The following is a 20285-nucleotide window of genomic DNA, read 5'->3' on the forward strand; positions in this document are numbered from 1 at the left end:
CACCGAGATCCCGCACCGAGGAGCGACCGTCGTGAGCGACCACCGCGCAGAGCACACCGACGCGTGGAGCGAGCCGACCGCCGGGTACGCGACCGCCCGGCCCGCGACCGAGGGCGTCGCCGCCCACGAGACTGCTGCACCCACCGCGGTCACCCCGGCCGACGCGGCCGACGCCGCCCGGCTCGTCGCCTTCGGGCTGCAGCCCAAGCTGATGCCCGCCCGCGACGCCGAATACGCCGAGCTCCTCCGGCGCTACCGGGAGGAGACCCCCTTCGCCCGGCTCGCCGATGCGGTGGCCACCGGACTCGGTCTCGTCGTCCTGGAGGTCTCCACCCGCGCCGGCATGGCCGTGACGGCGGGCGAGGACTCCGTCTTCGCCGTCCGCATGGGCGACTACGCCCGCCGCGCCTCCTCCGACTCCGCCGATCGCTTCCTGCACGGGCTGGCCCATCTCGCCGTCGCCGCCATGGCCTTCCCGCGCCCCGAGGACCTCGCCGACGACGCGTACATCGGCCGTATCACGGTCAACGGCATCGACGCGTTCGTACGCCAGGCCTGCCACCGCCTGGAGGAGCGGGCCGAGGAACGCGGCGACAACACCGACCCGGCCACCGACGCACCTGGGCTGGAAGCGGCCTGGCGGATCTATGCCCGGCGCAGCTCCACCGGCGCGACGAAGGACGCCCGGCGGCTGGCCGGATCCACCACCGGCATCGTCGGCAAGGCCGTCGCCTTCCTCACGGACTCCGGCTTCCTCCAGCGCACCGGGGACGACGCTGGAGGAGCCTTCCGCACCACCGCCCGCTACCAGCTGCAGGTACGCGACATGGCGGGCACCTCAGCCATGGCCGAACTCCTCGAACTCGGCGTCGTCCCCGTCACCGACGGAACGGCGACACTGTTGCCGCCGCCCGACGGCGACGACCTGGAGCTGGCGGCCGACGCCGGTCTGCCCTTCCACGCCTGAGCACCCCCACCGCCGCCCCACTCCTGCTTTCCGAACGACGAGAGTCCGCCGCCATGTACGAGCTGTCCCGGGTCCGCCTCTACTCCATCGGGCCTGCCGGTGCGCGCTACGCCGACACCGTGCTTGACCTGCGCGGAGTGGGCGAACCCGTGCCCAACCCCGCGCCGGCCCAGGCGGAGTTCTTCGAGGAGGAGCCGGTCGGCCCGCCGCGCCGCCCGGCACCCGCCGGGGTGCTCTTCCTGGAGAACGGCGGCGGCAAGTCCGTCCTGCTGAAGCTGATCTTCTCCGTGATGCTGCCCGGCCACCGCAACACCCTCGGCGGCGCCAGCTCCGGTGTACTGCGCAAGTTCCTGCTCGCCGACGACTGCGGTCATGTCGCCCTGGAGTGGCAGCACACCCTCACGGGCGAGTGCGTCGTCGTCGGCAAGGTCAGCGAGTGGCGCGGACGACAGGTCTCCAACGACCCGCGGAAGTTCGCCGAGGCCTGGTACTCCTTCCGCCCCGGACCCGGTCTCAGCCTCGACTCGCTGCCGGTCGCCGAGGCCACCGCTGTCGGCCGGCCCGTCGAAGGCGCGTCCGGCGCCCAGGGCAGGCGCCGCACCATGAAGGGCTTCCGGGACGCCCTCACGGACGCGGGAAAGTTCTACCAGCACCTCGATGTGCACTGGGAAGAGATCCACGACCGGTGGAACGAGCACCTCGGCGACCTGGGCCTCGACCCGGAACTCTTCCGCTACCAGCGCGAGATGAACGCCGACGAGGGTGAGGCGGCCGGGCTCTTCGCGGTCAAGAAGGACTCCGACTTCACCGACCTGCTGCTCCGCGCCGTCACGGACACCCGCGACACGGACGGTCTCGCCGACCTGGTCAGCGGCTTCGGTAACAAGCTGGGCCGCCGGGCCGAACTCACCGCGGAACGCGACTTCACCGCCGGCTCCGTCGACCTGCTCGGCCGGATCGTCGAGGCCACCGGCACCCGCTCCCGTACCCGCGACATCCACGCGGGCGCCGAACGCCGCACCCGCACCCTCGCCCGCAGGCTCTCCGCCCGGGCCGCCCAGGAGCGCGGCCGCACCGCCGACCTCGCCCAACAGGTGACGGGCGCCGCCCACACGGTCACCGCTGCCGAGGAGGCCCGCAGCCGCAGCGCCCTCATCGCCGCCGAACTGGCCTACCGGCACGCCTCCCTGGCCCTGGCCGGAGCGGAGAAGGGCGCGGCCGCCCAGCGTCGCGAGCTGGTCGACGCCCGCACCCTGCACTCCGCCTGGCAGGCCGCCGAAGCCGTGCTGCGCCACCGCGCCGCCGCCGACCGGTCCGCGCGCGTCGCCGTCGCCATCCGCGAGGCCGAACGCGACGCCGCACCCGCGCTCGCCGCCCGCGCCACCGCCGCCGCCGACCTCGTACGCGCTCTGCACACCGCCGCGGAAGCCGGAGAGCAGCTGGCCAACGAGGAGGAGGAGCGCTCCGACACCCTCCAGGCCGCGGGCGAGACCGCCCACCGGGACGCCACCACCGCCGCCACCGAGGCCCAGCGTGCCCGCAGCGAGGCCGGACATCTGCGCCAGCGCCTCGCCGAGGTCGAGCAGGAGACCGCCGAGGCCGTGCGGGCGGGCTGGCTCGACAACACCGCACCGGACGCCGACCCGGCGCGGGCCGCCCTCGCCGCGAGCGACGCCGAGCAGTCCACCGTCGCCGCCTGGAACGCCGCACGGGAAGCGGCCGGAGCCGCGGCCGACCGGGCCAGGGACGCGGCGGCCGCCGAGAGCCGCGCCGAACTCGCCGCGGCGCGCGCCGCTGACGGTGCGCAGGCGGCGGAACAGTCGTACGAGGCCGAGTTCAGGGCCGCCGAGTCGATCGCCGCCGACCACCGCCTCGCCGACCTGCTGGGCCTCCCCTCGGTGCACGGTGCGGGCGTGCCCCGGCCCCGTCGCGGAGCCACCGGTGGCGAACCGGGCACCGCGCCGGGTACCGCGGCACCGCACGGCGTGGCGTCCCAGGACGGGCGCGAGGACGGGGCAGGAGCAGGCACCGGCTCCGGCACCGCCGCGGCCGGTTCCGACCGGCAGGGCGTCGCCGGCCAGGCACTTGTCACCGGACGCACCGCCGCGGCCGAGCACTCCCTGACTGCCGAAGGACCACTCACCGCGGAGGAGTTCGACCGGAGCGCCGACGAGCTGAGGGGGCTGCTCGACGAGGGCATCGCCGCCGCCGAGCGCCGCCTCTTCGAACTGCGCACCGCCGCGGCCGACGACTCCCGCATCCTCGGCGCACTCGGCGACGGCGGACTGCTGCCGCCGGGACCCGACGTGCTCGCCACCGTCGAATACCTCGGTGAGCACGGCATCCCGGCCCTGCCGGGCTGGCGCTACCTCGCCCAGGCCGTCGACCCCGCCGACCACGCGGCGGTGCTCGCCGCTCGCCCCGAGCTCGTCGACGGCGTGATCATCACCGACGCCGACTCGCACGCCCGCGCCCGCGAAGTCCTGGGCGGCGCCGCCCTGCTGCCGCGCTCCGCCGTGGCCGTCGGCACGACTGCCGCACTGCTCGCCCCCGTGCCCGCCCCCGGCACCGGCTCCGCCCGGAACACCGACGGGGTGTTCCTCGTCCCGCCGAACCCGGCGATGCACGACGAGCATGCCGCCGACGAGGAACGCCAGGCGCTGCGGAGCCGGGCCGCCGACCGCGACGAGGACATCCGCACGCTCGCTGCCCGCCTTTCCGGGGACCGGTCCCTGACCGCCCGCATCGGCTCCTGGCGCGCCGACTGCCCGCCCGGCATGCTCGCCGAGCTCGCCGAGGCCGCCCGTACCGCCCGCACGGCTGCCGAGACGGCCCGGGCCGTGCTGGCCGAGGCCCGTTCGGCGCGCGCCGAGGCCGACGAAGCCGCCGCGGACACCGCCCGCGTCCGCGACGAGCGCCAGGAGGCCGCCCAGCGTGCCCGCCGCGTCGCCGACGTCCTTGCGGGCCTGGCCCACCGGCTCCGCGAACGATCGCGCTGGCAGGCACGGCTGCGTGAACTGGTCGAGGAGGCGGCCGAGTCCGAGGCCCGCGCCACCGTCTGCCTGGAGCGTGCCCGCGCCGCCGACGAGGACCGCAGGGCCGCCCAGCGCGCGGCCGACGACGCCCGCCGCACCGCCCGAGCCCTGCGCGCCGAACGTGCGGAGATCGCAGGCGCCCCGGAGAACCTCCCTGAGCCCGAGGGCGACGCCCCGCGCCCCGCCCTCCCCGCCCTGCGCGAGGCCTACCGGGCCGCATCCCAACTGTACGAGAAGGTGGGTGTCGGCGCCGACCTGCGCGCCGAACAGGCTCGGGCCGAGAGCGACGAGAGCGCCGCCCTCGCCGAACTGGACCGGCTCACCAACAAGGTCCGCAGCCGCGCCGCCCAGCTCCTCGAGGGCACCGACGGAGCCGACGGCCCGTCGCGCCAGGCGGCCGCCGCGCGCGCCGAATCCCTGGTCCAGCTCCTGGAGACCCGTGCCTCCGCCGCGAGCGAGCAGCTCGGCCGGCTGCGCGGCGAGGCCGAGCGCCTCGCCCCGGTCGACGGCGAGACCCACCACACCGAGCTCCCCGACGAGCTGGTCCCCGCCGATGCCGAGCAGGCCCAGACCCTCCTGCGTACCGCCACGGCCGAACTCGGCACTGCCACCGGCGCCCTGGACACCGCTCGCGCCGCCCACGCCGAACTGCTCCACGCCCACCGCACCGCCGAGGCATCCGCCGGAGACTTCGACGAGACCGCCGCCCTGCTGCGCGACCTTCTCAGGGACCACGGCGCCGACGACGACCCGGAGGCCCCCGAGCCGTACCCCGGCAGCCTCGACGAGGCCCGGCAGTCCGCAGCCGAGGCCCGTCGCTCGCTGCGCGCCTGCACCGCCGACCTCTCCGCCGCCGAAAGCGCCGTACGCGAGGCGAGCGACGTCCTCGTTCGGCACGCCAACTCCACCCGCTACGAGCAGGTCCGCACCCCCGCCCGGCAGCAGATCCGGGAACTCCCGGCCGCGGCACTGCCGGAGCACGCCGAGAAGTGGGCCGCCGCCTTCGCGCCCCGGCTCCGCGTCCTCACCGACGAGCTGGCCCAGCTGGAGCGCAACCGCGACTCCATCGTCGACCGGCTCCGCGGACTCGTGGAGTCCGCACTCACCACCCTCCGTTCCGCCCAGCGGCTCTCCCAGCTCCCCGAGGGCCTGGGGGAGTGGTCCGGACAGGAGTTCCTGCGAATCCGATTCGAGGAGCCCGACCAGGCGACGCTCACCGAGCGGCTCGGCGACGTCATCGACGAGGCCACTCGCGCCGCCCTCAAGAAGAACTCCGACCTGCGGCGGGACGGCATGTCCCTCCTGCTGCGCGGCGTACAGGCGGCGCTGGAGCCCAAGGGCATCGCCGTGGAGATCCTCAAGCCGGACGCGGTGCTCCGCGCGGAACGCGTCCCGGTCGGACAGATGGGCGATGTCTTCTCCGGCGGCCAGCTGCTGACCGCCGCCATCGCCCTGTACTGCACGATGGCCGCCCTGCGCAGCAATGACCGGGGCCGCGACCGGCACCAGCACCGCCACGCGGGCACGCTCTTCCTCGACAATCCCATCGGCCGTGCCAATGCCACGTATCTGCTGGAGCTCCAGCGCGCGGTGTCGGACGCCCTCGGCGTGCAACTGCTCTACACCACGGGACTGTTCGACACGACGGCGCTCGCCGAATTCCCGCTGGTCATCCGGTTGCGCAACGATGCGGACCTGAGGGCGGGCCTGAAGTACATCAGCGTGGAGGAGCATCTGCGCCCCGGCCTGCCGCAGCAGGATCCGAACGGCGAGACGGTGCACGGAGAGATCACCGCGACCCGCATGTTCAAGCGCACACCGGCGACGCCCGACGCATCAGTGGCAGCCGAAGCCTCCGACGCACCCCGGGCCCCCGAGCCACCCAGGGGTGCCGGGACACCGGCCGGCTAGCGCGACTTCGGCGTCCCGCCGGGGCACGCGTGGTCAAGCCCGCGACAGGCTGCCCGCGCCCCGGCGGCGTATCCGAGCCGCCTCCCGGTCCTCGGCCCTCGCCGCCCGACGGGCCGCACGCCGCTCCCGGCGCAGCTTCCGTGCCGAGCTGCTGGGCATGGACACCACGCCATGGCGCTGATTCCAGACCTGGCGGGTCACCCACACGTCCAGCACCGACCAGGTGGCGACCACCGTGCTGCCCACGCTGCTCAGCATCATCGGGAAGGCCAGCCACGAGCCCGTCACGGTGGCCAGGAACGCCACCATCGCCTGGATGATCGTCAGCGACATGATGAGCACGGCGCGCACGGCCGACGTACGCACCGGATCCGGCATGCGTCGCCGTACCGCAGGCTCCTCCACCCACAGCGGCTGCCGCGGGATCCGTGTCCCGCCCCCCGTCGGCGCCCCGGTGCTCCGACGCTCTTCCGTGTCCAAGGACTTTCAACTCCCCACCAATGTCCGACTTCAGGGTTGTTGCCCGGCATGCGGCGTTTCTACGCAGGCGGACCGGATCGCCCTGCCGTACGCCCTCTCCGTAATCCCCTACCCCGTGCCGACGCTCGTACAGACAGACGAGTGAATCGTCGTGAAGATTCCCTCGATCCAGCACGGAACGAAGACTTCCAGCCAACTGCCGCGCGGGGGAATGTCGCGCTCTGGCGGGGCTCTTCTGCCGCTTTCGCGAACTTCATCTCACGGGATACCAGGACAACTCGCGCCCAGCGCCTGCCAGTCCGGCTGAAAATCGTCCGGACATGCCTTCGAGTTGTCTGTGAGGCAGTAGTAGGCTCGCGCCGTTTATTGACGGAACACCGCCCCCGCACGAGGGGCTGAGCTGGGGGAGGCCATGCGCTTTCGCGGAAAGTCCATCCGCAGGAAGATCGTGGCGTTGCTGCTGGTGCCGCTCATCTCCCTCACCGCCCTCTGGGGTTTCGCCACCTACCTGACCGGCCGCGAGGCCAACCATTTGATGGGTGCGAGCACGATCGTGGAGAAGGTCGGCCACCCGCTGGAGGACACCGTCCGGGTGGTCCAGAAAGAGCGCCGGCAGACCCTCGTCTTCCTCGCGGACCCCCGCGCCTCCGACGCCCTTCCCCTGCTGCGCCGCGAACGTGCCGCCACCGACCGCGTCGTGGCGGACGTCAAGAAGAGCGCACAGCAGAAGAGTGTTCGCGACGCCCTGAGCACCGACGCCGAAGCGCAGCTCAATTCGATCCTCAGCGCCGTCGAAGGTCTCGGTGCGCTCCGCGACTCGGTCGAGAAGCGCACCATCGACCGTAATCAGGCACTCGATTTCTACAACGGTCTCATCGACCCCTGCTACCGCTTCCTGACCGGTCTCCACACCATGGAAGACGTGGTGCTCGACAAGCAGCTACGTGCTCTGGTCGGCGTCTCACGGGCCCGCGAACTGCTGTCGCGGGAGGACGCGCTGGTCGCCTCGGCGCTCGTCGCGGGCCGGCTCGACGCCCCTGAACTCCGACAGATCTCCGACCTCGTCGCCAACCGCAAGCTGCTCGTCGAGATCAACAGCGAGGCCCTCCCGGCGGCGGAGCGGCGGCGGGTGGAGCAGTACTGGGCGAGCCCGGAGAGCGAGCCGCTGCGCACCGCGGAGAACAAGATTGTCGCCGCGGGCCCCACCGACGACCCCCGCGCGGTCGACGCCGAACGCTGGCAGGAAGTGGCCCCGCCGGTCCTGGACCGGCTGGCCAACGACTCGACCGAGATGAACAACCGCTTCCAGGACCGCGGCAGGCCCGCCGGATACAGCGTTCTGATCAAGGCCGGTGTCGCGGGCGTTCTCGGCTTCCTCGCCCTGCTCGTATCCGTCTTCGTCTCCGTACGCATCGGCCGTGAGCTCGTCCGGGACCTCTCCCGGCTCCGCAAGGACGCCCACGAGGTCTCCGGCGTACGGCTGCCGAGCGTGATGCGCCGCCTCGCCGCGGGCGAGCACGTCGACGTCGAGACCGAGGCCCCGCATCTGAGGTACGAGAAGGACGAGATCGGCCAGGTCGGCCAGGCACTCAACACCCTGCAACGCGCCGCCGTCGAGGCCGCGGTCAAGCAGGCCGACATGCGCCGCGGTGTCTCCGAGGTCTTCGTCAACCTCGCCCGCCGCAACCAGGTGCTGCTGCACCGCCAGTTGACGCTGCTGGACGCCATGGAGCGCCGCACCGAGAACACCGACGAACTCGCGGATCTCTTCCGCCTGGACCACCTCACCACCCGCATGAGGCGGCACGCCGAGGGCCTCGTGATCCTCTCCGGCGCCGCGCCGTCCCGCCAGTGGCGCAAGCCGATCCAGCTGATGGACGTGGTGCGCGCGGCCGTCGCCGAGGTCGAGGACTACGAGCGCGTCGAGGTCCGCCGGCTGCCGCGCCTCGGCGTGGGCGGGCCCGCCGTCGCCGACCTCACCCACCTGATCGCCGAACTCCTGGAGAACGCCACCGTGTTCTCGCCCCCGCACACCGCGGTCCAGGTGCACGGCGAACGCGTCGCCAACGGCTTCACCCTCGAGATCCACGACCGTGGCCTCGGCATGCCGCCCGAGGTCCTTCTGGACGCCAATCTGCGGCTCGCCGAGACGCCCGAGTTCGAGCTCTCCGACACCGACCGGCTCGGCCTCTTCGTGGTGAGCCGACTGGCCCAGCGACAGAACGTCCGGGTCTCCCTGCAGACCTCCCCGTACGGAGGCACGACCGCCGTCGTCTTCATTCCGGCGGCCCTGCTCACCGACGCCGCCGATACGCACGGCTCGGGATTCCGCCTCGACCGGCGGGCCGAGAAGGCGATCGGCAGTGGCAGGACCGGCAAGGAGGGGCCGCGCAGGGACAAGAACCGCAGGGACGGCGCATCGGACGGGCGGACAGCCGATCGCCCGGGCGAGTCCAGGCCCGGCGTACTCGCTCCGGTCCCCAGCGGGCTCGCGGACCCGACCGTCCTGGACGGACCGGTCGAACTCGAAGGGCCGGTCGACGCACTCGGCTTCATGCCGGATCCCGTACTCGATTCCGTACTCGGCCCGGTTCTCGACGGAGTGTCCGACATCGAAGACACCGAAAGCGAACGCGGTGGCATCTTCCGCGCCCGCGACCTCCGGCGTGACGCCGACCGCGAACAGCACCAGCAGGCGTCCGACCAGATCTCCGGATCCACGGCCGATGTCCGGGCGATGCGCTCCGGCGGCCCGGTGCCGCTGCCCCGCCGCAAGTCGCCGACGCTGGTCACCGACCGGGGGCGCCGCATCGACGATGCCGGTCGCACGCACCCGACGACCACCGCCCACGAGCCCGCGGCCACCGGAAGGGGCAGCGGCGCGCCCTCGTACGACAACGACCGCTCCTCCTCCGCACCCGGGCAGTCCACCAGCGACGCCTGGGCCTCCGTCGCCGTCACCGGGCGGCCCACCGAACCCCGGCAGCCCACCGGCTTCCGGACATCCACCGAGCCCGCCGCACCCGCGTCGGCACCCCCTGAAGCGACACCACCGCCCGCACCCTCATCGCACCCGGGAACCGTGGGCGGACTGCCCCGCCGGATCCGGCAGGCCAACCTCGCCCCGCAGCTCCGCGAAACATCCGGCGGACGTGCTTCCGAGCCGGCCCGCGCGGAACCGGCCGAGGACATCGAGCGGGACGCGGACGAGGTACGCAGCCGAATGGCATCGCTGCAGCGAGGCTGGCAGCGCGGCCGTCGGCAGAACGCCGAGGAAGCGACCGGGCCCGGTGAGACAGCACAAGGAATCACTCCGGGAGGGGACGGTCGATGACCGCACCGAACGCCGCAGCATCCAACGCCACACGCCAGGGATCCGGCGAACTCAACTGGCTGCTCGACGAACTCGTCGAGCGGGTCGGCAGTATCCGTAAGGCGCTGGTGCTCTCCAGCGACGGCCTCCCCACCGGCACGTCCAAGGACCTGACCCGGGAGGACAGTGAGCACCTGGCGGCCGTCGCCTCCGGATTCCACAGCCTCGCCAAGGGCGTCGGGCGCCATTTCGACGCGGGCCGTGTCCGTCAGACCGTCGTCGAACTCGACGAGGCGTTCCTCTTCGTCACGGCCGCCGGTGACGGCAGCTGTCTCGCCGTGCTGGCCGACTCGGACTCCGACGTGGGGCAGGTGGCGTACGAGATGACACTGATGGTCAAGCGTGTGGGGGCACACCTGGCCAACGCCCCACGGACGCCCGGTCTGCCCGCCGGAGGGTGAGGGGCGGGCATGAGCGCTGACTCGTCCTGGGGCACACCCCCCGGATCCCCGGCCGCTCCCACCGACCCGCAGTCGTCACGGTGGTACGACGCCGATGCGGGGCCGGTGGTCCGTCCGTACGCGATGACCCGGGGCCGTACCAGCAGCGCGTCCTGCCACCGCCTCGACCTGATCGCGATCGTCGTCCCCGAACCGGCGGCCGACGACCCCGGCCGGGACCAGACGCTCTCCCCGGAACACGTGGAGATCGTCGAACTCTGCAGCAACATGCCCCAGTCGATCGCCGAGCTGGCGTCCGGTCTGGATCTCCCCGTCGGGGTGGTCCGGGTGCTGGTCGGCGATCTCGTCGAGGACGAGCTGGTGCATGTGACCCGTCCCGTTCCGCCGGCCGAGCTGCCGGATGTGAACATTCTTCGCGAGGTGATCAATGGCCTTCGGGCGCTCTAGCCGCAGCAGGCGGCCCGTGGAGCCGGTTACCTTGAAAATCCTGGTGGCGGGCGGCTTCGGCGTGGGCAAGACGACGCTGGTGGGCGCGGTCAGCGAGATCAGACCGCTACGTACGGAGGAGCGGCTGAGCGAGGCCGGCCGCCCGGTGGACGACACGGCCGGAGTCGAGTCCAAGACCACCACCACGGTGGCCATGGACTTCGGGCGGATCACGCTCCGCGAGGACCTGGTGCTGTATCTCTTCGGCACACCGGGGCAGGACCGGTTCTGGTTCCTCTGGGACGAACTGGCCCAGGGAGCCCTGGGCGCGGTCGTCCTCGCCGACACCCGGCGCCTGGAGGACTGCTTCGCGGCCGTCGACTACTTCGAGCAGCGCGCTATCCCGTTCACCGTCGCCGTCAACTGCTTCGAGGGAGCCGACCGGTTCCCGACGGAAACGGTGCAGGCGGCGCTGGACCTCGACCCCGAGGTACCGGTGCTCGTGTGCGATGCGCGCGACCGGTCCTCGGTACGGGACGTGCTGGTGGCGGTCGTCGAGCACGCACTCGCCCGCGCGGACCGGTTCCGCGAGCCGGCCACCACCTGAGCACAGCGGCTGAACGCGGCCCGTACCCCCGCCGACCGGGGTACGGGCCGCGCGTCGTTGGGCCACCGGATGCGGGATCGCGGAGGGAACCGCGTACTCCGTAACCGGGCACGGGACCGTGTCCGCAACCGCCTCCGGGACCGGGAACGGAGCCTCTACCTGCTGCCCGCGCCCTCCTCCTCCCAGCCCAGGCTCCGCTCCACCGCCTTGCGCCAGTTGTCGTACTCGCGCTCACGGATCTCCGGCTCCAGACGCGGTTCCCACTCCACATCGCGCTGCCAGTGCGTCTTGAGCTCGTCGAGCCCCGACCACACGCCGGTCGCAAGCCCCGCCGCGTACGCCGCGCCCAGACACGTCGTCTCGGAGATCTTCGGTCGGATCACCGGAACCCCCAGAACATCCGCCTGGTGCTGCATGAGCAGCCGGTTCGCCGTCATCCCGCCGTCCACCTTGAGCGTCGTGATCGGCACCCCCGAGTCCTGGTACATCGCGTCGACGACCTCACGCGTCTGCCAGCTGGTCGCCTCCAGAACGGCGCGGGCCAGATGCGCCTTGGTGACGTAACCGGTGAGCCCCGTGATGACCCCCCGGGCGTCCGAACGCCAGTAGGGGGCGAACAGCCCGGAGAAGGCAGGAACGATGTACGCCCCGCCGTTGTCGTCGACGCTCGCCGCCAGCGTCTCGATCTCCTCGGCGCTCCGGATGATCCCGAGCTGGTCGCGGAACCACTGGACCAGGGCCCCGGTGATCGCGATCGAGCCCTCCAGACAGTAGACGGGGGCCTGGTCGCCGATCTTGTAGCCGAGCGTGGTGATCAGCCCGCTCTTCGACGGCACGGGCCTGTTCCCGGTGTTGAGGAGCAGGAAACTCCCGGTGCCGTACGTGTTCTTGGCGGTACCCGGCTCGTAACAGGCCTGCCCGAAGACCGCCGCCTGCTGGTCGCCGAGCGCGGAGGCCACCGGCACCCCGGCGACCGCGCCGACCGCGGTCCCGTACACCTCCGCCGACGACCGGATCTCCGGAAGCACCGCCGCCGGGACGTTCATCGCCGTGAGGATCGACGGATCCCACTCCAGCGTCTCCAGATTCATCAGCATCGTGCGCGACGCATTGGTCACGTCCGTGACATGGACTCCGCCGTCCGTGCCGCCGGTGAGGTTCCAGATCAGCCAGGAGTCCATGGTGCCGAAGGCGATCTCGCCCCGCTCGGCTCGGCTCCGCAGCCCCGGTACGTGGTCCAGCAGCCAGGCGGCCTTGGGACCGGAGAAGTAACTGGCCAGCGGAAGCCCGGTGATGTCCCGGAAGCGGTCCTGACCGTCCGCGCCGCCGAGCTCGTGGCAGAGAGCGGCCGTACGGGTGTCCTGCCAGACGATGGCGTTGTGGACGGGCTGCCCGGTCGCCCGGTCCCAGAGCACGGTCGTCTCGCGCTGGTTGGTGATGCCGAGCGCGCTGAGCTGCTGCGCCCGTAGCCCGGCATGGGCGAGCGCACCTGCCACCACGGCCTGGACCGTGGTCCAGATCTCGGTGGCATCGTGCTCCACCCAGCCGGGTTTCGGGAAGATCTGGCGGTGCTCGCGCTGGTCGACGGCGACAATCGCGCCGCCCTGGTCGAAGATGATGCAGCGGCTTGATGTGGTGCCCTGATCGATGGCGGCGACAAAACTGCCCGTCATGACGTCCCCTTGTCGCAAGGTCGAGAATTCGAAGTGAAAGAACCTGGATGACCGGAACCCGGATGGCCAGTGCCCCTCCCGGCACGCTGTGCCCCGTCGCACCGTCCGGCACGCCCTCCCCCAAGGTTTTGAGGGCCAGGGGGACCCCCTTCCGCGTCGGCCAAAGGCCCTGGTGGCTCCTTCCCCAAGCTCTCCACTCCGTTCGAGCAGGGGAGACACCATCCGAGGACTTCTGTCCGCCTTGCGATCGCACGCACGGGACGACGCTCCTCATGGCGCAAACATTGCCGGTCACGGCACCTAGTGTCCTGCGCCGGGAATTCGTTGAATAAGTAGACTGCTTTCATGGCGAAGATGGGACGGCCGATGGCCGAGCTGGTGTTGTCCGAGGACGAACGGGCGACGTTGGTGCGCTGGTCGCGGCGGGCGAAGTCTTCGCAGGCGTTGGCTCAGCGGTGCCGGATCGTGCTGGGGTGCGCGGACGGGAAGACGAACCGGCAGGTTGCCGACGAGTTGGGTATCTGGCCGCAGACCGTGGGCAAGTGGCGGCGGCGCTTCCTGGAACTGCGGATGGAGGGGCTGGTGGACGAGCCCCGGCCCGGCGGTCCGAGGAAGATCACCGATGAGCGGGTCGAGGATGTAGTCGTCGCCACGCTCGAGAGGTCCCCGAAGGACGCCACCCACTGGTCGAGGGCTTCGATGGCGGCTGAGAGCGGACTGTCGAAGTCCACGGTCGGCCGGATCTGGAAGGCATTCGGCCTCAAGCCGCACCAGGTGGACACGTTCAAGCTGTCCAACGACCCGCAGTTCATCGAGAAGGTCCGCGACGTGGTCGGCCTCTACCTCGACCCGCCCGAGCGTGCCCTGGTCCTGTGTGTGGATGAGAAGTCCCAGATCCAGGCACTGGACCGGTCCGCCCCGGTGCTGCCGATGATGCCGGGTATGCCAGAACGCCGCACCCACGACTACATCCGTCACGGCGTCACCACCCTGTTCGCCGCCCTGGACGTGGCCACCGGCGAGATCATCGGCTCCATCCACCGCCGCCACCGGACCGTCGAGTTCAAGAAGTTCCTCACCAAGCTCGACAAGGAGGTCCCTGCCGGCCTGGACGTCCACCTGATTTGCGACAACTACAGCACCCACAAGTCGCCGGCGGTCAGGAAATGGCTGGAGGCCCACCCTCGGTTCCACATGCACTTCACCCCCACCTACTCCTCCTGGCTCAACCAGGTCGAGCGCTGGTTCGGACTCCTGACAGACAAGCAGATACGGCGCGGCACCCACAAATCCCTCCACGCGCTGGAGAAGGACATCCGAAACTGGATCAAGACCTGGAACGACAACCCCCGCCCCTTCGCCTGGACGAAGAGCGCCGACGAGATCCTCGAACGCCTCGCCTCATATCTTGATCGAATTCCCGGCGCAGGACACTAGAACGCGGCATGGAAGACGACACCCGCCAGGAGCCCGCCCACCAGTGGTCCCGCCACCGGGATCCAGGAGTAACTCCAGTCGGAGGTTCCCTTGTTCGGTATCGGCAGCAGTGCGTGCACCAGCCGCGGACCGAGGTCACGGGCCGGATTGATCGCGTACCCGGTGGGTCCGCCGAGCGACAGTCCGATGCCCACCACCAGCAGGGACACCAGGAGTACGGAGATTCCGGAGCCGTAGACCCCAGCCCCTGCCCCCGCCACCGGCCCGATCCCGATCCCGGCGTTCTTCCCGAAGGCCAGGATCGGGAGCACCAGACCGGTTGTCGCGATGATCTCGGTGCCGAGGTTGGCAACCGGACTGCGGATCTCCGGAGCGGTCGAGAAGATCCCCAGCGTCGGCACGGCCGTCTTCTCGTCCGCGTTGGCGCGGAACTGCGCGTAGTACGTGAGCCAGGCCAGCAGCGCACCGATGATCGCGCCCACCATCTGCCCCAGGATGTAGAGGGGGACCTTGTCCCACTTCCCGGTGTCGACGGCGATGCCGACCGTGACCGCCGGATTGAGATGCCCCCCGGACAGCGGGGCCGCGGTGTACGCACCGGCCAGCACACCGAAGCCCCAGCCGAAGGCGATCACCACCCATCCAGCGGCTCTCGCCTTGGAGTGGTGGAGGGTGACGGCGGCGCACACACCCGCGCCGAACAGGATGAGGATCGCCGTACCGATGACTTCCCCGACGAAAATGTCTCCATTGCTCATGGCGCTCCTGGGGGTTGTCCGGCGGGTCTCGCCGGTCGCTTCCATGGCTACGGTGGCCGAGGGAAGGCAGGCCCGCTGCCCCGCCCGGCTGTCCGTGACGAGCGTGGTGACCATGTCGGACTGCCGCAGAGCGGGAGCGGCGGCAGCGACTGAGCAAGCAGTGTTCACCGGTGCTGATCGGCCGTCAAGAACGCTGACAACAAACCCAGTTCACGATGCACGGATCGGATGCTTCCGCGCGTTGTGGATGGACGTGGGAGATCTCAGCGGACCGCGACGACCGCCGATCCGTGCCCGAACAGCCCCTGATTGGCGATGATTCCGGCGCGCGCCCCCGGAATCTGCCGCTCCGCCGCTCCGCCGCGCAGCTGCCACGTCAGCTCGCAGACCTGGGCGATGGCCCGCGCCGGTACCGCTTCGCGAACGAAGCGAGCCCGCCGCTCGGATTGACCGGGATGCGGCCGCCGAGCGCTGTCGCCCCCTCGCGCACGAGCTCGACGGCGACCAGGGTGTACGGCCCCCAGGGCACGTCCGGGTCGGAGACGTACGGGGCGGGGGGCCGGTAGCGGCCGTCGGTGTACGACCAGACGGTGCCCCGCTTGGAGAGCGACGTCTCGACCAGCTCGCCGCCCGCGTAGCCCGGATTGCGGCAGAACGCGTCCTGGCGCGGGAAGAAGACCGACGAGCAGGCCGAGCACCGGGTGCCCAGCAGCCGGAAGTCCCCCTCGGTGCTGTCCTCGGTGAACCATCCGGTCACCACGGGTATGTGCGAATGCGGCAAACACCCTCCCCGACAGCGGATGTGACGAAATGTCAGTGGTGCGCCACGGTCAGCGGTTATCGGCGAGCCACTTGGCAGCGATCTCCGCCAGCTCCCCGTCGCGCCCCGCCAGCATCATCCGGATCATCTGCACATCGCCGCGCAGCGACCACGCGGGGTGCCCGAAGGTGGCCGGATTGTTCTTCTCGATCAAGAAGTGCGCGGGCCAGGCCGTGCCGTACCCGATCAGGGGCAGCGCCGCGGCATACCGCTTCCGGCCACGGGCCAGGCCGTAGGCGGTGACCGCGAGCCCGGTCAGGGTCCCCGTCAGATGGACCCACCGGGTCGCCGCCCTGGAGTGCATCGCCACGTAGTAGGGCCAGAACTCTTCGTACGAAAGGAACGTCTGCTGTGACATGCGGGCACCGTAATGGCTGGGAGCGCAACCGGATACGGCCGGTCCACGTCCGAGAGGAGGGACGAGTGGCCGGAACCCACGGGGGTGGTCCCGGCCACTCGTTGTCCCACCGCGCGCCGCGGGCTTCAGTGCCCTGCGACGGACCGCCGCGCCACGGGGAAGTCGAAGTAGGTGTCCGGGAACAGCTCAGGCTTGAAGGTGTAGTGCCACCACTCCTCGGCCAGATTCACGAAGCCGGCATCCGTGAGCGTCGTCTTCAGGAACTGCCGGTTGGCTCGCTGCACACCCTGGATCCGCGGGTCGTCGGTGTGCGACAGCGTGTCGAAGCAGTCGAATCCCGTGCCCATGTCGACCGAGTTGTCCGGGAACCGCTCGGCCTGCGGCGCGTAACAGGGCACCAGTTGTTCGCCCGGCCGGTACGGCCTGGTCGGCACGGCGGGCAGCCTCACCAACGTCAGGTCCACCGTGCTGCCGCGGCTGTGTCCGGACTTCTCGGCGATGTAACCGTCCGTGAACAGTCGCGTCTTGTCGACCCGGGGGTAGAACTCGCTCTTCATCGCCTCGTCGTCGAGATCCTCGGCCCAGCGTACGAAGTGATCGACGGCCCGTTGCGGCCGGTAGCAGTCGTACACCTTCAGCGAGTAGCCCCGGCGCAGCAGCTGCGTCTGTGCCCGGTGCAGGGCCTGGGCCGCGGGCCGGGTGAGGATGCAGAGCGGCTGCCGGTACCCGTCGACCGGCTCGCCCAGGAAGTTGTGGCCGGTGGGATAGCGCATCTCCTGGATGATCGTGGGGTCCACCGAACGGAGTGCGACGAACTCCTCGGGCGCCTTCGGCTCGGCCTTCGCCTGCGCCGCGGGGGTGGCGGCGGTGACGGCGAGCAGGGCGGCGGCAGTGGCTGCCAGGACACGGAAAGCGGAAGCGATACCTGTCATGAGCGCATCATCCATGACTCATGGGGGTCCCGGAAGCACGATCGGATACAGTCCGCGCGTGTCCGCGCCAGAAAAGAAGACCGAGCGGAGGAAACAGGTGGAGCAACCGACGAAGGGCTCCCACTGCAGCAGCTGCGGAGCGCCGTATCCCTCGCCCGCATCCGCGATGTGGCCCCGCACCTGTACCGTCTGCGGCGATATCGCCTACCGCAACCCCCTCCCGGTCGCCGTCGCCCTGCTCCCCGTCACCGACCGGCAGGGCACCGCGCTCGTCGTCATCACCCGCGCCATCGAGCCCCGGCTCGGCGGCCTCGCCCTGCCCGGCGGCTTCATCGACCACGCCGAGGACTGGCAACACGCAATTGTCCGTGAACTCCGCGAGGAGACCGGCATCGAGGCCGACCAGCAGGATGTCCGCCTCGCCGACGCCCTCAGCGCGCCGGACGGTCACCTGCTCCTCTTCGGCCTCCTCCCGCAACGCCCGGCCGCCGAGTTCCCGCCGTCCGTCCCCACCGACGAGACAGCCGGCCACAGCCTGCTCAGGGCCCCCGCCGAACTGGCCTTCCCCCTGCACACCCAGGTCGCCCGCGCCTGGTTCGAAGGGCGCTATCGCTACCGCTGACGGCATCACACCCCGCGCACCCGCACGGGGCAGGTCACCTCACCGTCCCCACCGTCCCGTTCCACCACGACCTGGCCGCCCGACAGCCGTGACGTGTACCGCTCGACCTCCGCCTGCTCCCATCCGTCACCCGCGTCGCGGACCACCAGTCCGCCCCCGGTACGCCCAGGAGCCGGAGCCCACACCTCCAGTTCCAGCCCTCCGTCCGCGCCGCGCACCGGAATCACCGCACCCGCCCGGGCCAGCACCGGCACCCGGGACAACGGCGCATCGACGAGGACCTGCCCCGGCCCCTCGTGCACCTCGCCGGTCGCCGTGTCGTACCACCGTCCCCGCGGCAGCCGTACCGCCCGCCGGTCCGTGCCCCGCTGCAGCACTGGCGCCACCAGCAGTGCGTCGCCGAGCAGAAACGCGTCCTCGCAGTCCCGCAGCGCCCGGTCCCCGTGCGCCCCCCACCACAGCGGCCGCACATACGGCGCACCCGTCAGCCGGGCCAGCTGCGCCAGCGTCACAAAGTACGGACGCAGCCGCTCCCGCTCCTCCAGCGCCGCCCTCGCGTGCTGCAGCACCTCCGGCCCGAACTCCCACGGCTCCCGTCGCCCCGCGTCCATCGCCGAGTGCGTACGGAACAACGGCAGAAAAGCACCCAGCTGGAACCACCGCAGATACAGCTCGGGGGACGGCGACCCGTCGAAGCCCCCCACATCAGGGCCCGAATACGGCACCCCGCACAGGCCGAGCCCCAGCACCAGCGCCAGCGAGGCGCGCAAGCCCGGCCAGCTCGACTCCACATCACCGGACCAGGTACCCCCGTACCGCTGTATCCCCGCCCAGCCGGAACGCGAGAACAGGAACGGCCGCTCGTCCGGACGCAGCCGGCGGAGCCCCTCGTACCCGGCCCGCGCCATCGCCAGCCCGTACACATTGTGGGCCTCCCGGTGATCGCCCCCGAGGCCCTCCAGACAGTGCCGCGCCGACCGCGGCAGCGTCGGCTCACCGAACGCCGTGAACGACACCGGCTCGTTCATGTCGTGCCACACCCCGGAGAACCCCTGCGCCAGCCGCTCCTCGTACAGACCGCCCCACCACTCCCGCACCTGCGGATCGGTGAAGTCCGGGTACACGCACTCCCCGGGCCATACCTCCCCGTGCACCGCCCGCCCCCGCGCGTCCCGCACGAACGCCCCGGCACCGCCGACCGCCGAACCGGCATCGAACACCGCGTTCCCCGGCTCCGCCTTCACCGCCGGATCGACGATCGACACCAGCCGCACCCCGTCCTCCTCCCGCAGTTCCTCCGCCAGCCCCGCCAGATCGGGGAACCGCTCACGGTCGACGGTGAACACCCGATGGCCGTCGTAATGGTCGATGTCCAGATGCAGCACGGACAGCGGCAGCCCCCGCTCCCGGTACCCGGCGACCACCCGCCGCACCTCCCGCTCGCTCCCGAACCCCCAGCGGGCGTGCTGCGGACCGAGCGCCCAGGACGGCGGCAGCGCCGGCGCACCCGTCAGAGCCGTCCAGCCCTGAAGCACCCGGGCAGGCGTCCCCGCCAACGCCCAGCAGCGCAGCGGCCCCCCGTCCATCCGCACCTCGCACATCCCCGGACGGTCATGCCCGGACCCCGCGCCCTCCTCGCCCTCGCTGAGCGTCACCCGCCCCGCCCAGGTGTTGTCGTGGAACACCAGATGCGTCCCCGCGTCCGAGACCACCACCTGCACCGGCATCGTCAGATACAGCGGATCGTCACCGGGTCCGAAGCGCCCGCCCGGATCGGTGTTCCACAGCGCGTACGAACCGTCCCGCAGCCGAGGCCCCGCCCCCCGCCCGCCCAGCCCGAAGAACCGGGCGTCCGCCGGCAGCTCGGACCGCTGCACCCACCGGGAGGCACCCCCCGCCACCGGCTCCCACCATCGCGGTGGCAGCTCCCGCCGGAGCACCACACCGCCGGGCGTGCGCAGTTCCACCGCCCCGTGCCGCGACACCACCACGGTCAGCCGCTCCGACACCACCTGCCAGCCACCGTCCTTGTCCGGCTCCAGCAGGGCACGCGGATCCGGCTCCGGCGCCGGACCGGGCAGCGCGTACGACGGCAGCGGCTCCGCCCCGTCCCACGCCCAGAACACCGCACCGCCCGCCGAAACCCGGATACACAGCTCCGAACGGGCGAACCTGACCACACCACCACCGGGCCCGGGCTCAGCCCCCGCCAGCAGACCGGGCACCCTGGCCCGCTCCGGGCCGCGGGGCGACAGCGCCCGCGCATCCGCACGTTGCCGCCGCCAGGCCGAGCGCACCGTGCGCATCCCCCGCACCGAACCCACCATTTTCACCGAGCGCACCAGGTCACGACCGTTCATGCAGCTCACCCTGCCACCCGACGAGGCGTCAGCGGGCTCCGTTCAACTTCCGTTCACCCGTGGCCGGACCACATAGCCGGACAAGTAACCATGGGTGGGGAACCCTGGTGCGGAAGACGATCACG

General features: G+C 71.5%; 16 protein-coding genes. 9 read left to right on the forward strand and 7 right to left on the reverse strand.

Annotated elements, in window-relative coordinates:
* Positions 1-31 precede the first annotated feature (31 nt).
* Together OG395_RS41440 and OG395_RS41445 are read left to right on the forward strand one after the other, a co-directional pair.
* On the forward strand, positions 32-967 hold the full coding sequence (locus OG395_RS41440) for a hypothetical protein (RefSeq protein ID WP_327247499.1): 936 nt from the start codon (positions 32-34) through the stop codon (positions 965-967).
* Positions 968-1020: 53 nt separating this feature from the next.
* Positions 1021-5913, forward strand: coding sequence for a hypothetical protein (locus tag OG395_RS41445; protein ID WP_327247500.1), 4893 nt, complete (start codon positions 1021-1023; stop codon positions 5911-5913).
* A 33-nt stretch (positions 5914-5946) separates the two neighbouring features.
* Here the strand turns inward: OG395_RS41445 and OG395_RS41450 are convergent, their stop codons facing one another.
* Positions 5947-6291 carry a hypothetical protein gene (locus tag OG395_RS41450; protein ID WP_442818646.1) on the reverse strand — a complete coding sequence of 115 codons (345 nt, stop codon included), beginning with the start codon at positions 6289-6291 and terminating at the stop codon, positions 5947-5949.
* Here OG395_RS41450 and OG395_RS41455 point away from each other — a divergent pair.
* From OG395_RS41455 to OG395_RS41475, 5 genes are all read left to right on the forward strand, one after another.
* On the forward strand, positions 6230-6538 hold the full coding sequence (locus tag OG395_RS41455) for a hypothetical protein (RefSeq protein ID WP_327249774.1): 309 nt from the start codon (positions 6230-6232) through the stop codon (positions 6536-6538). The genes OG395_RS41450 and OG395_RS41455 overlap by 62 nt on opposite strands.
* Before the next feature lie 267 nt (positions 6539-6805).
* Positions 6806-9727: a sensor histidine kinase gene (locus OG395_RS41460; protein ID WP_327247501.1), complete on the forward strand. Its 2922-nt coding sequence runs from the start codon at positions 6806-6808 to the stop codon at positions 9725-9727.
* Positions 9724-10167 carry a roadblock/LC7 domain-containing protein gene (locus OG395_RS41465; protein WP_327247502.1) on the forward strand — a complete coding sequence of 148 codons (444 nt, stop codon included), beginning with the start codon at positions 9724-9726 and terminating at the stop codon, positions 10165-10167. The genes OG395_RS41460 and OG395_RS41465 overlap by 4 nt, the downstream gene beginning before the upstream one ends.
* Positions 10168-10176: 9 nt before the next feature.
* On the forward strand, positions 10177-10614 hold the full coding sequence (locus tag OG395_RS41470; protein WP_327247503.1) for a DUF742 domain-containing protein: 438 nt from the start codon (positions 10177-10179) through the stop codon (positions 10612-10614).
* The gene (locus OG395_RS41475; RefSeq protein WP_327247504.1) at positions 10595-11200 is read left to right on the forward strand and encodes a GTP-binding protein; all 606 of its coding nucleotides are present in this window, start codon (positions 10595-10597) and stop codon (positions 11198-11200) included. Before OG395_RS41470 ends, OG395_RS41475 begins: the two co-directional genes overlap by 20 nt.
* Positions 11201-11355: 155 nt before the next feature.
* Here OG395_RS41475 and glpK read toward each other — a convergent pair whose 3' ends face one another.
* On the reverse strand, positions 11356-12873 hold the full coding sequence (glpK, locus tag OG395_RS41480) for a glycerol kinase GlpK (RefSeq protein ID WP_327247505.1): 1518 nt from the start codon (positions 12871-12873) through the stop codon (positions 11356-11358).
* Positions 12874-13218: 345 nt separating this feature from the next.
* Here glpK and OG395_RS41485 point away from each other — a divergent pair, with 345 nt between their 5' ends.
* Positions 13219-14310, forward strand: a complete 1092-nt coding sequence (locus OG395_RS41485; protein ID WP_442818514.1) for an IS630 family transposase — start codon at positions 13219-13221, stop codon at positions 14308-14310.
* On the opposite strand, the gene OG395_RS41490 is transcribed toward OG395_RS41485, so the two are convergent.
* The 4 genes from OG395_RS41490 to OG395_RS41505 form a co-directional block, all read right to left on the reverse strand.
* Positions 14307-15068 carry an MIP/aquaporin family protein gene (locus tag OG395_RS41490; RefSeq protein ID WP_327247506.1) on the reverse strand — a complete coding sequence of 254 codons (762 nt, stop codon included), beginning with the start codon at positions 15066-15068 and terminating at the stop codon, positions 14307-14309. The two genes, OG395_RS41485 and OG395_RS41490, sit on opposite strands and share 4 nt — an antisense overlap.
* A 376-nt stretch (positions 15069-15444) precedes the next feature.
* Positions 15445-15849: a Zn-ribbon domain-containing OB-fold protein gene (locus OG395_RS41495; RefSeq protein ID WP_327247507.1), complete on the reverse strand. Its 405-nt coding sequence runs from the start codon at positions 15847-15849 to the stop codon at positions 15445-15447.
* A gap of 49 nt (positions 15850-15898) precedes the next feature.
* A complete protein-coding gene (locus OG395_RS41500; protein ID WP_327247508.1) occupies positions 15899-16246 on the reverse strand; it encodes a DUF962 domain-containing protein in 348 nt (115 codons plus the stop codon).
* A gap of 125 nt (positions 16247-16371) precedes the next feature.
* Positions 16372-17178 (reverse strand): M15 family metallopeptidase, encoded by an 807-nt coding sequence (locus tag OG395_RS41505; protein ID WP_327247509.1) that lies wholly within the window; start codon positions 17176-17178, stop codon positions 16372-16374.
* A gap of 166 nt (positions 17179-17344) precedes the next feature.
* Here OG395_RS41505 and OG395_RS41510 point away from each other — a divergent pair, with 166 nt between their 5' ends.
* On the forward strand, positions 17345-17800 hold the full coding sequence (locus OG395_RS41510) for an NUDIX domain-containing protein (protein ID WP_327249625.1): 456 nt from the start codon (positions 17345-17347) through the stop codon (positions 17798-17800).
* Positions 17801-17805: 5 nt separating this feature from the next.
* Here OG395_RS41510 and OG395_RS41515 read toward each other — a convergent pair whose 3' ends face one another.
* The gene (locus tag OG395_RS41515) at positions 17806-20160 is read right to left on the reverse strand and encodes a glycoside hydrolase family 31 protein (RefSeq protein WP_327247510.1); all 2355 of its coding nucleotides are present in this window, start codon (positions 20158-20160) and stop codon (positions 17806-17808) included.
* Positions 20161-20285 lie beyond the last annotated feature (125 nt).

It is taken from the genome of Streptomyces sp. NBC_01320 (assembly GCF_035974375.1).
GTDB lineage: Bacteria > Actinomycetota > Actinomycetes > Streptomycetales > Streptomycetaceae > Streptomyces > Streptomyces yanii.

Excerpts from the sequence above, each read along its gene's own strand:
- OG395_RS41445 (WP_327247500.1), top strand. The coding sequence starts at position 1,021 with ATGTACGAGCTGTCCCGGGTCCGCCTCTACTCCATCGGGCCTGCCGGT.
- OG395_RS41455 (WP_327249774.1), top strand. The coding sequence starts at position 6,230 with ATGATCGTCAGCGACATGATGAGCACGGCGCGCACGGCCGACGTACGC.
- OG395_RS41450 (WP_442818646.1), bottom strand. The coding sequence starts at position 6,291 with ATGCCGGATCCGGTGCGTACGTCGGCCGTGCGCGCCGTGCTCATCATG.
- OG395_RS41460 (WP_327247501.1), top strand. The coding sequence starts at position 6,806 with ATGCGCTTTCGCGGAAAGTCCATCCGCAGGAAGATCGTGGCGTTGCTG.
- OG395_RS41465 (WP_327247502.1), top strand. The coding sequence starts at position 9,724 with ATGACCGCACCGAACGCCGCAGCATCCAACGCCACACGCCAGGGATCC.
- OG395_RS41470 (WP_327247503.1), top strand. The coding sequence starts at position 10,177 with ATGAGCGCTGACTCGTCCTGGGGCACACCCCCCGGATCCCCGGCCGCT.
- OG395_RS41475 (WP_327247504.1), top strand. The coding sequence starts at position 10,595 with ATGGCCTTCGGGCGCTCTAGCCGCAGCAGGCGGCCCGTGGAGCCGGTT.
- glpK (WP_327247505.1), bottom strand. The coding sequence starts at position 12,873 with ATGACGGGCAGTTTTGTCGCCGCCATCGATCAGGGCACCACATCAAGC.
- OG395_RS41485 (WP_442818514.1), top strand. The coding sequence starts at position 13,219 with ATGGCGAAGATGGGACGGCCGATGGCCGAGCTGGTGTTGTCCGAGGAC.
- OG395_RS41490 (WP_327247506.1), bottom strand. The coding sequence starts at position 15,068 with ATGAGCAATGGAGACATTTTCGTCGGGGAAGTCATCGGTACGGCGATC.
- OG395_RS41500 (WP_327247508.1), bottom strand. The coding sequence starts at position 16,246 with ATGTCACAGCAGACGTTCCTTTCGTACGAAGAGTTCTGGCCCTACTAC.
- OG395_RS41505 (WP_327247509.1), bottom strand. The coding sequence starts at position 17,178 with ATGACAGGTATCGCTTCCGCTTTCCGTGTCCTGGCAGCCACTGCCGCC.
- OG395_RS41510 (WP_327249625.1), top strand. The coding sequence starts at position 17,345 with ATGTGGCCCCGCACCTGTACCGTCTGCGGCGATATCGCCTACCGCAAC.
- OG395_RS41515 (WP_327247510.1), bottom strand. The coding sequence starts at position 20,160 with ATGAACGGTCGTGACCTGGTGCGCTCGGTGAAAATGGTGGGTTCGGTG.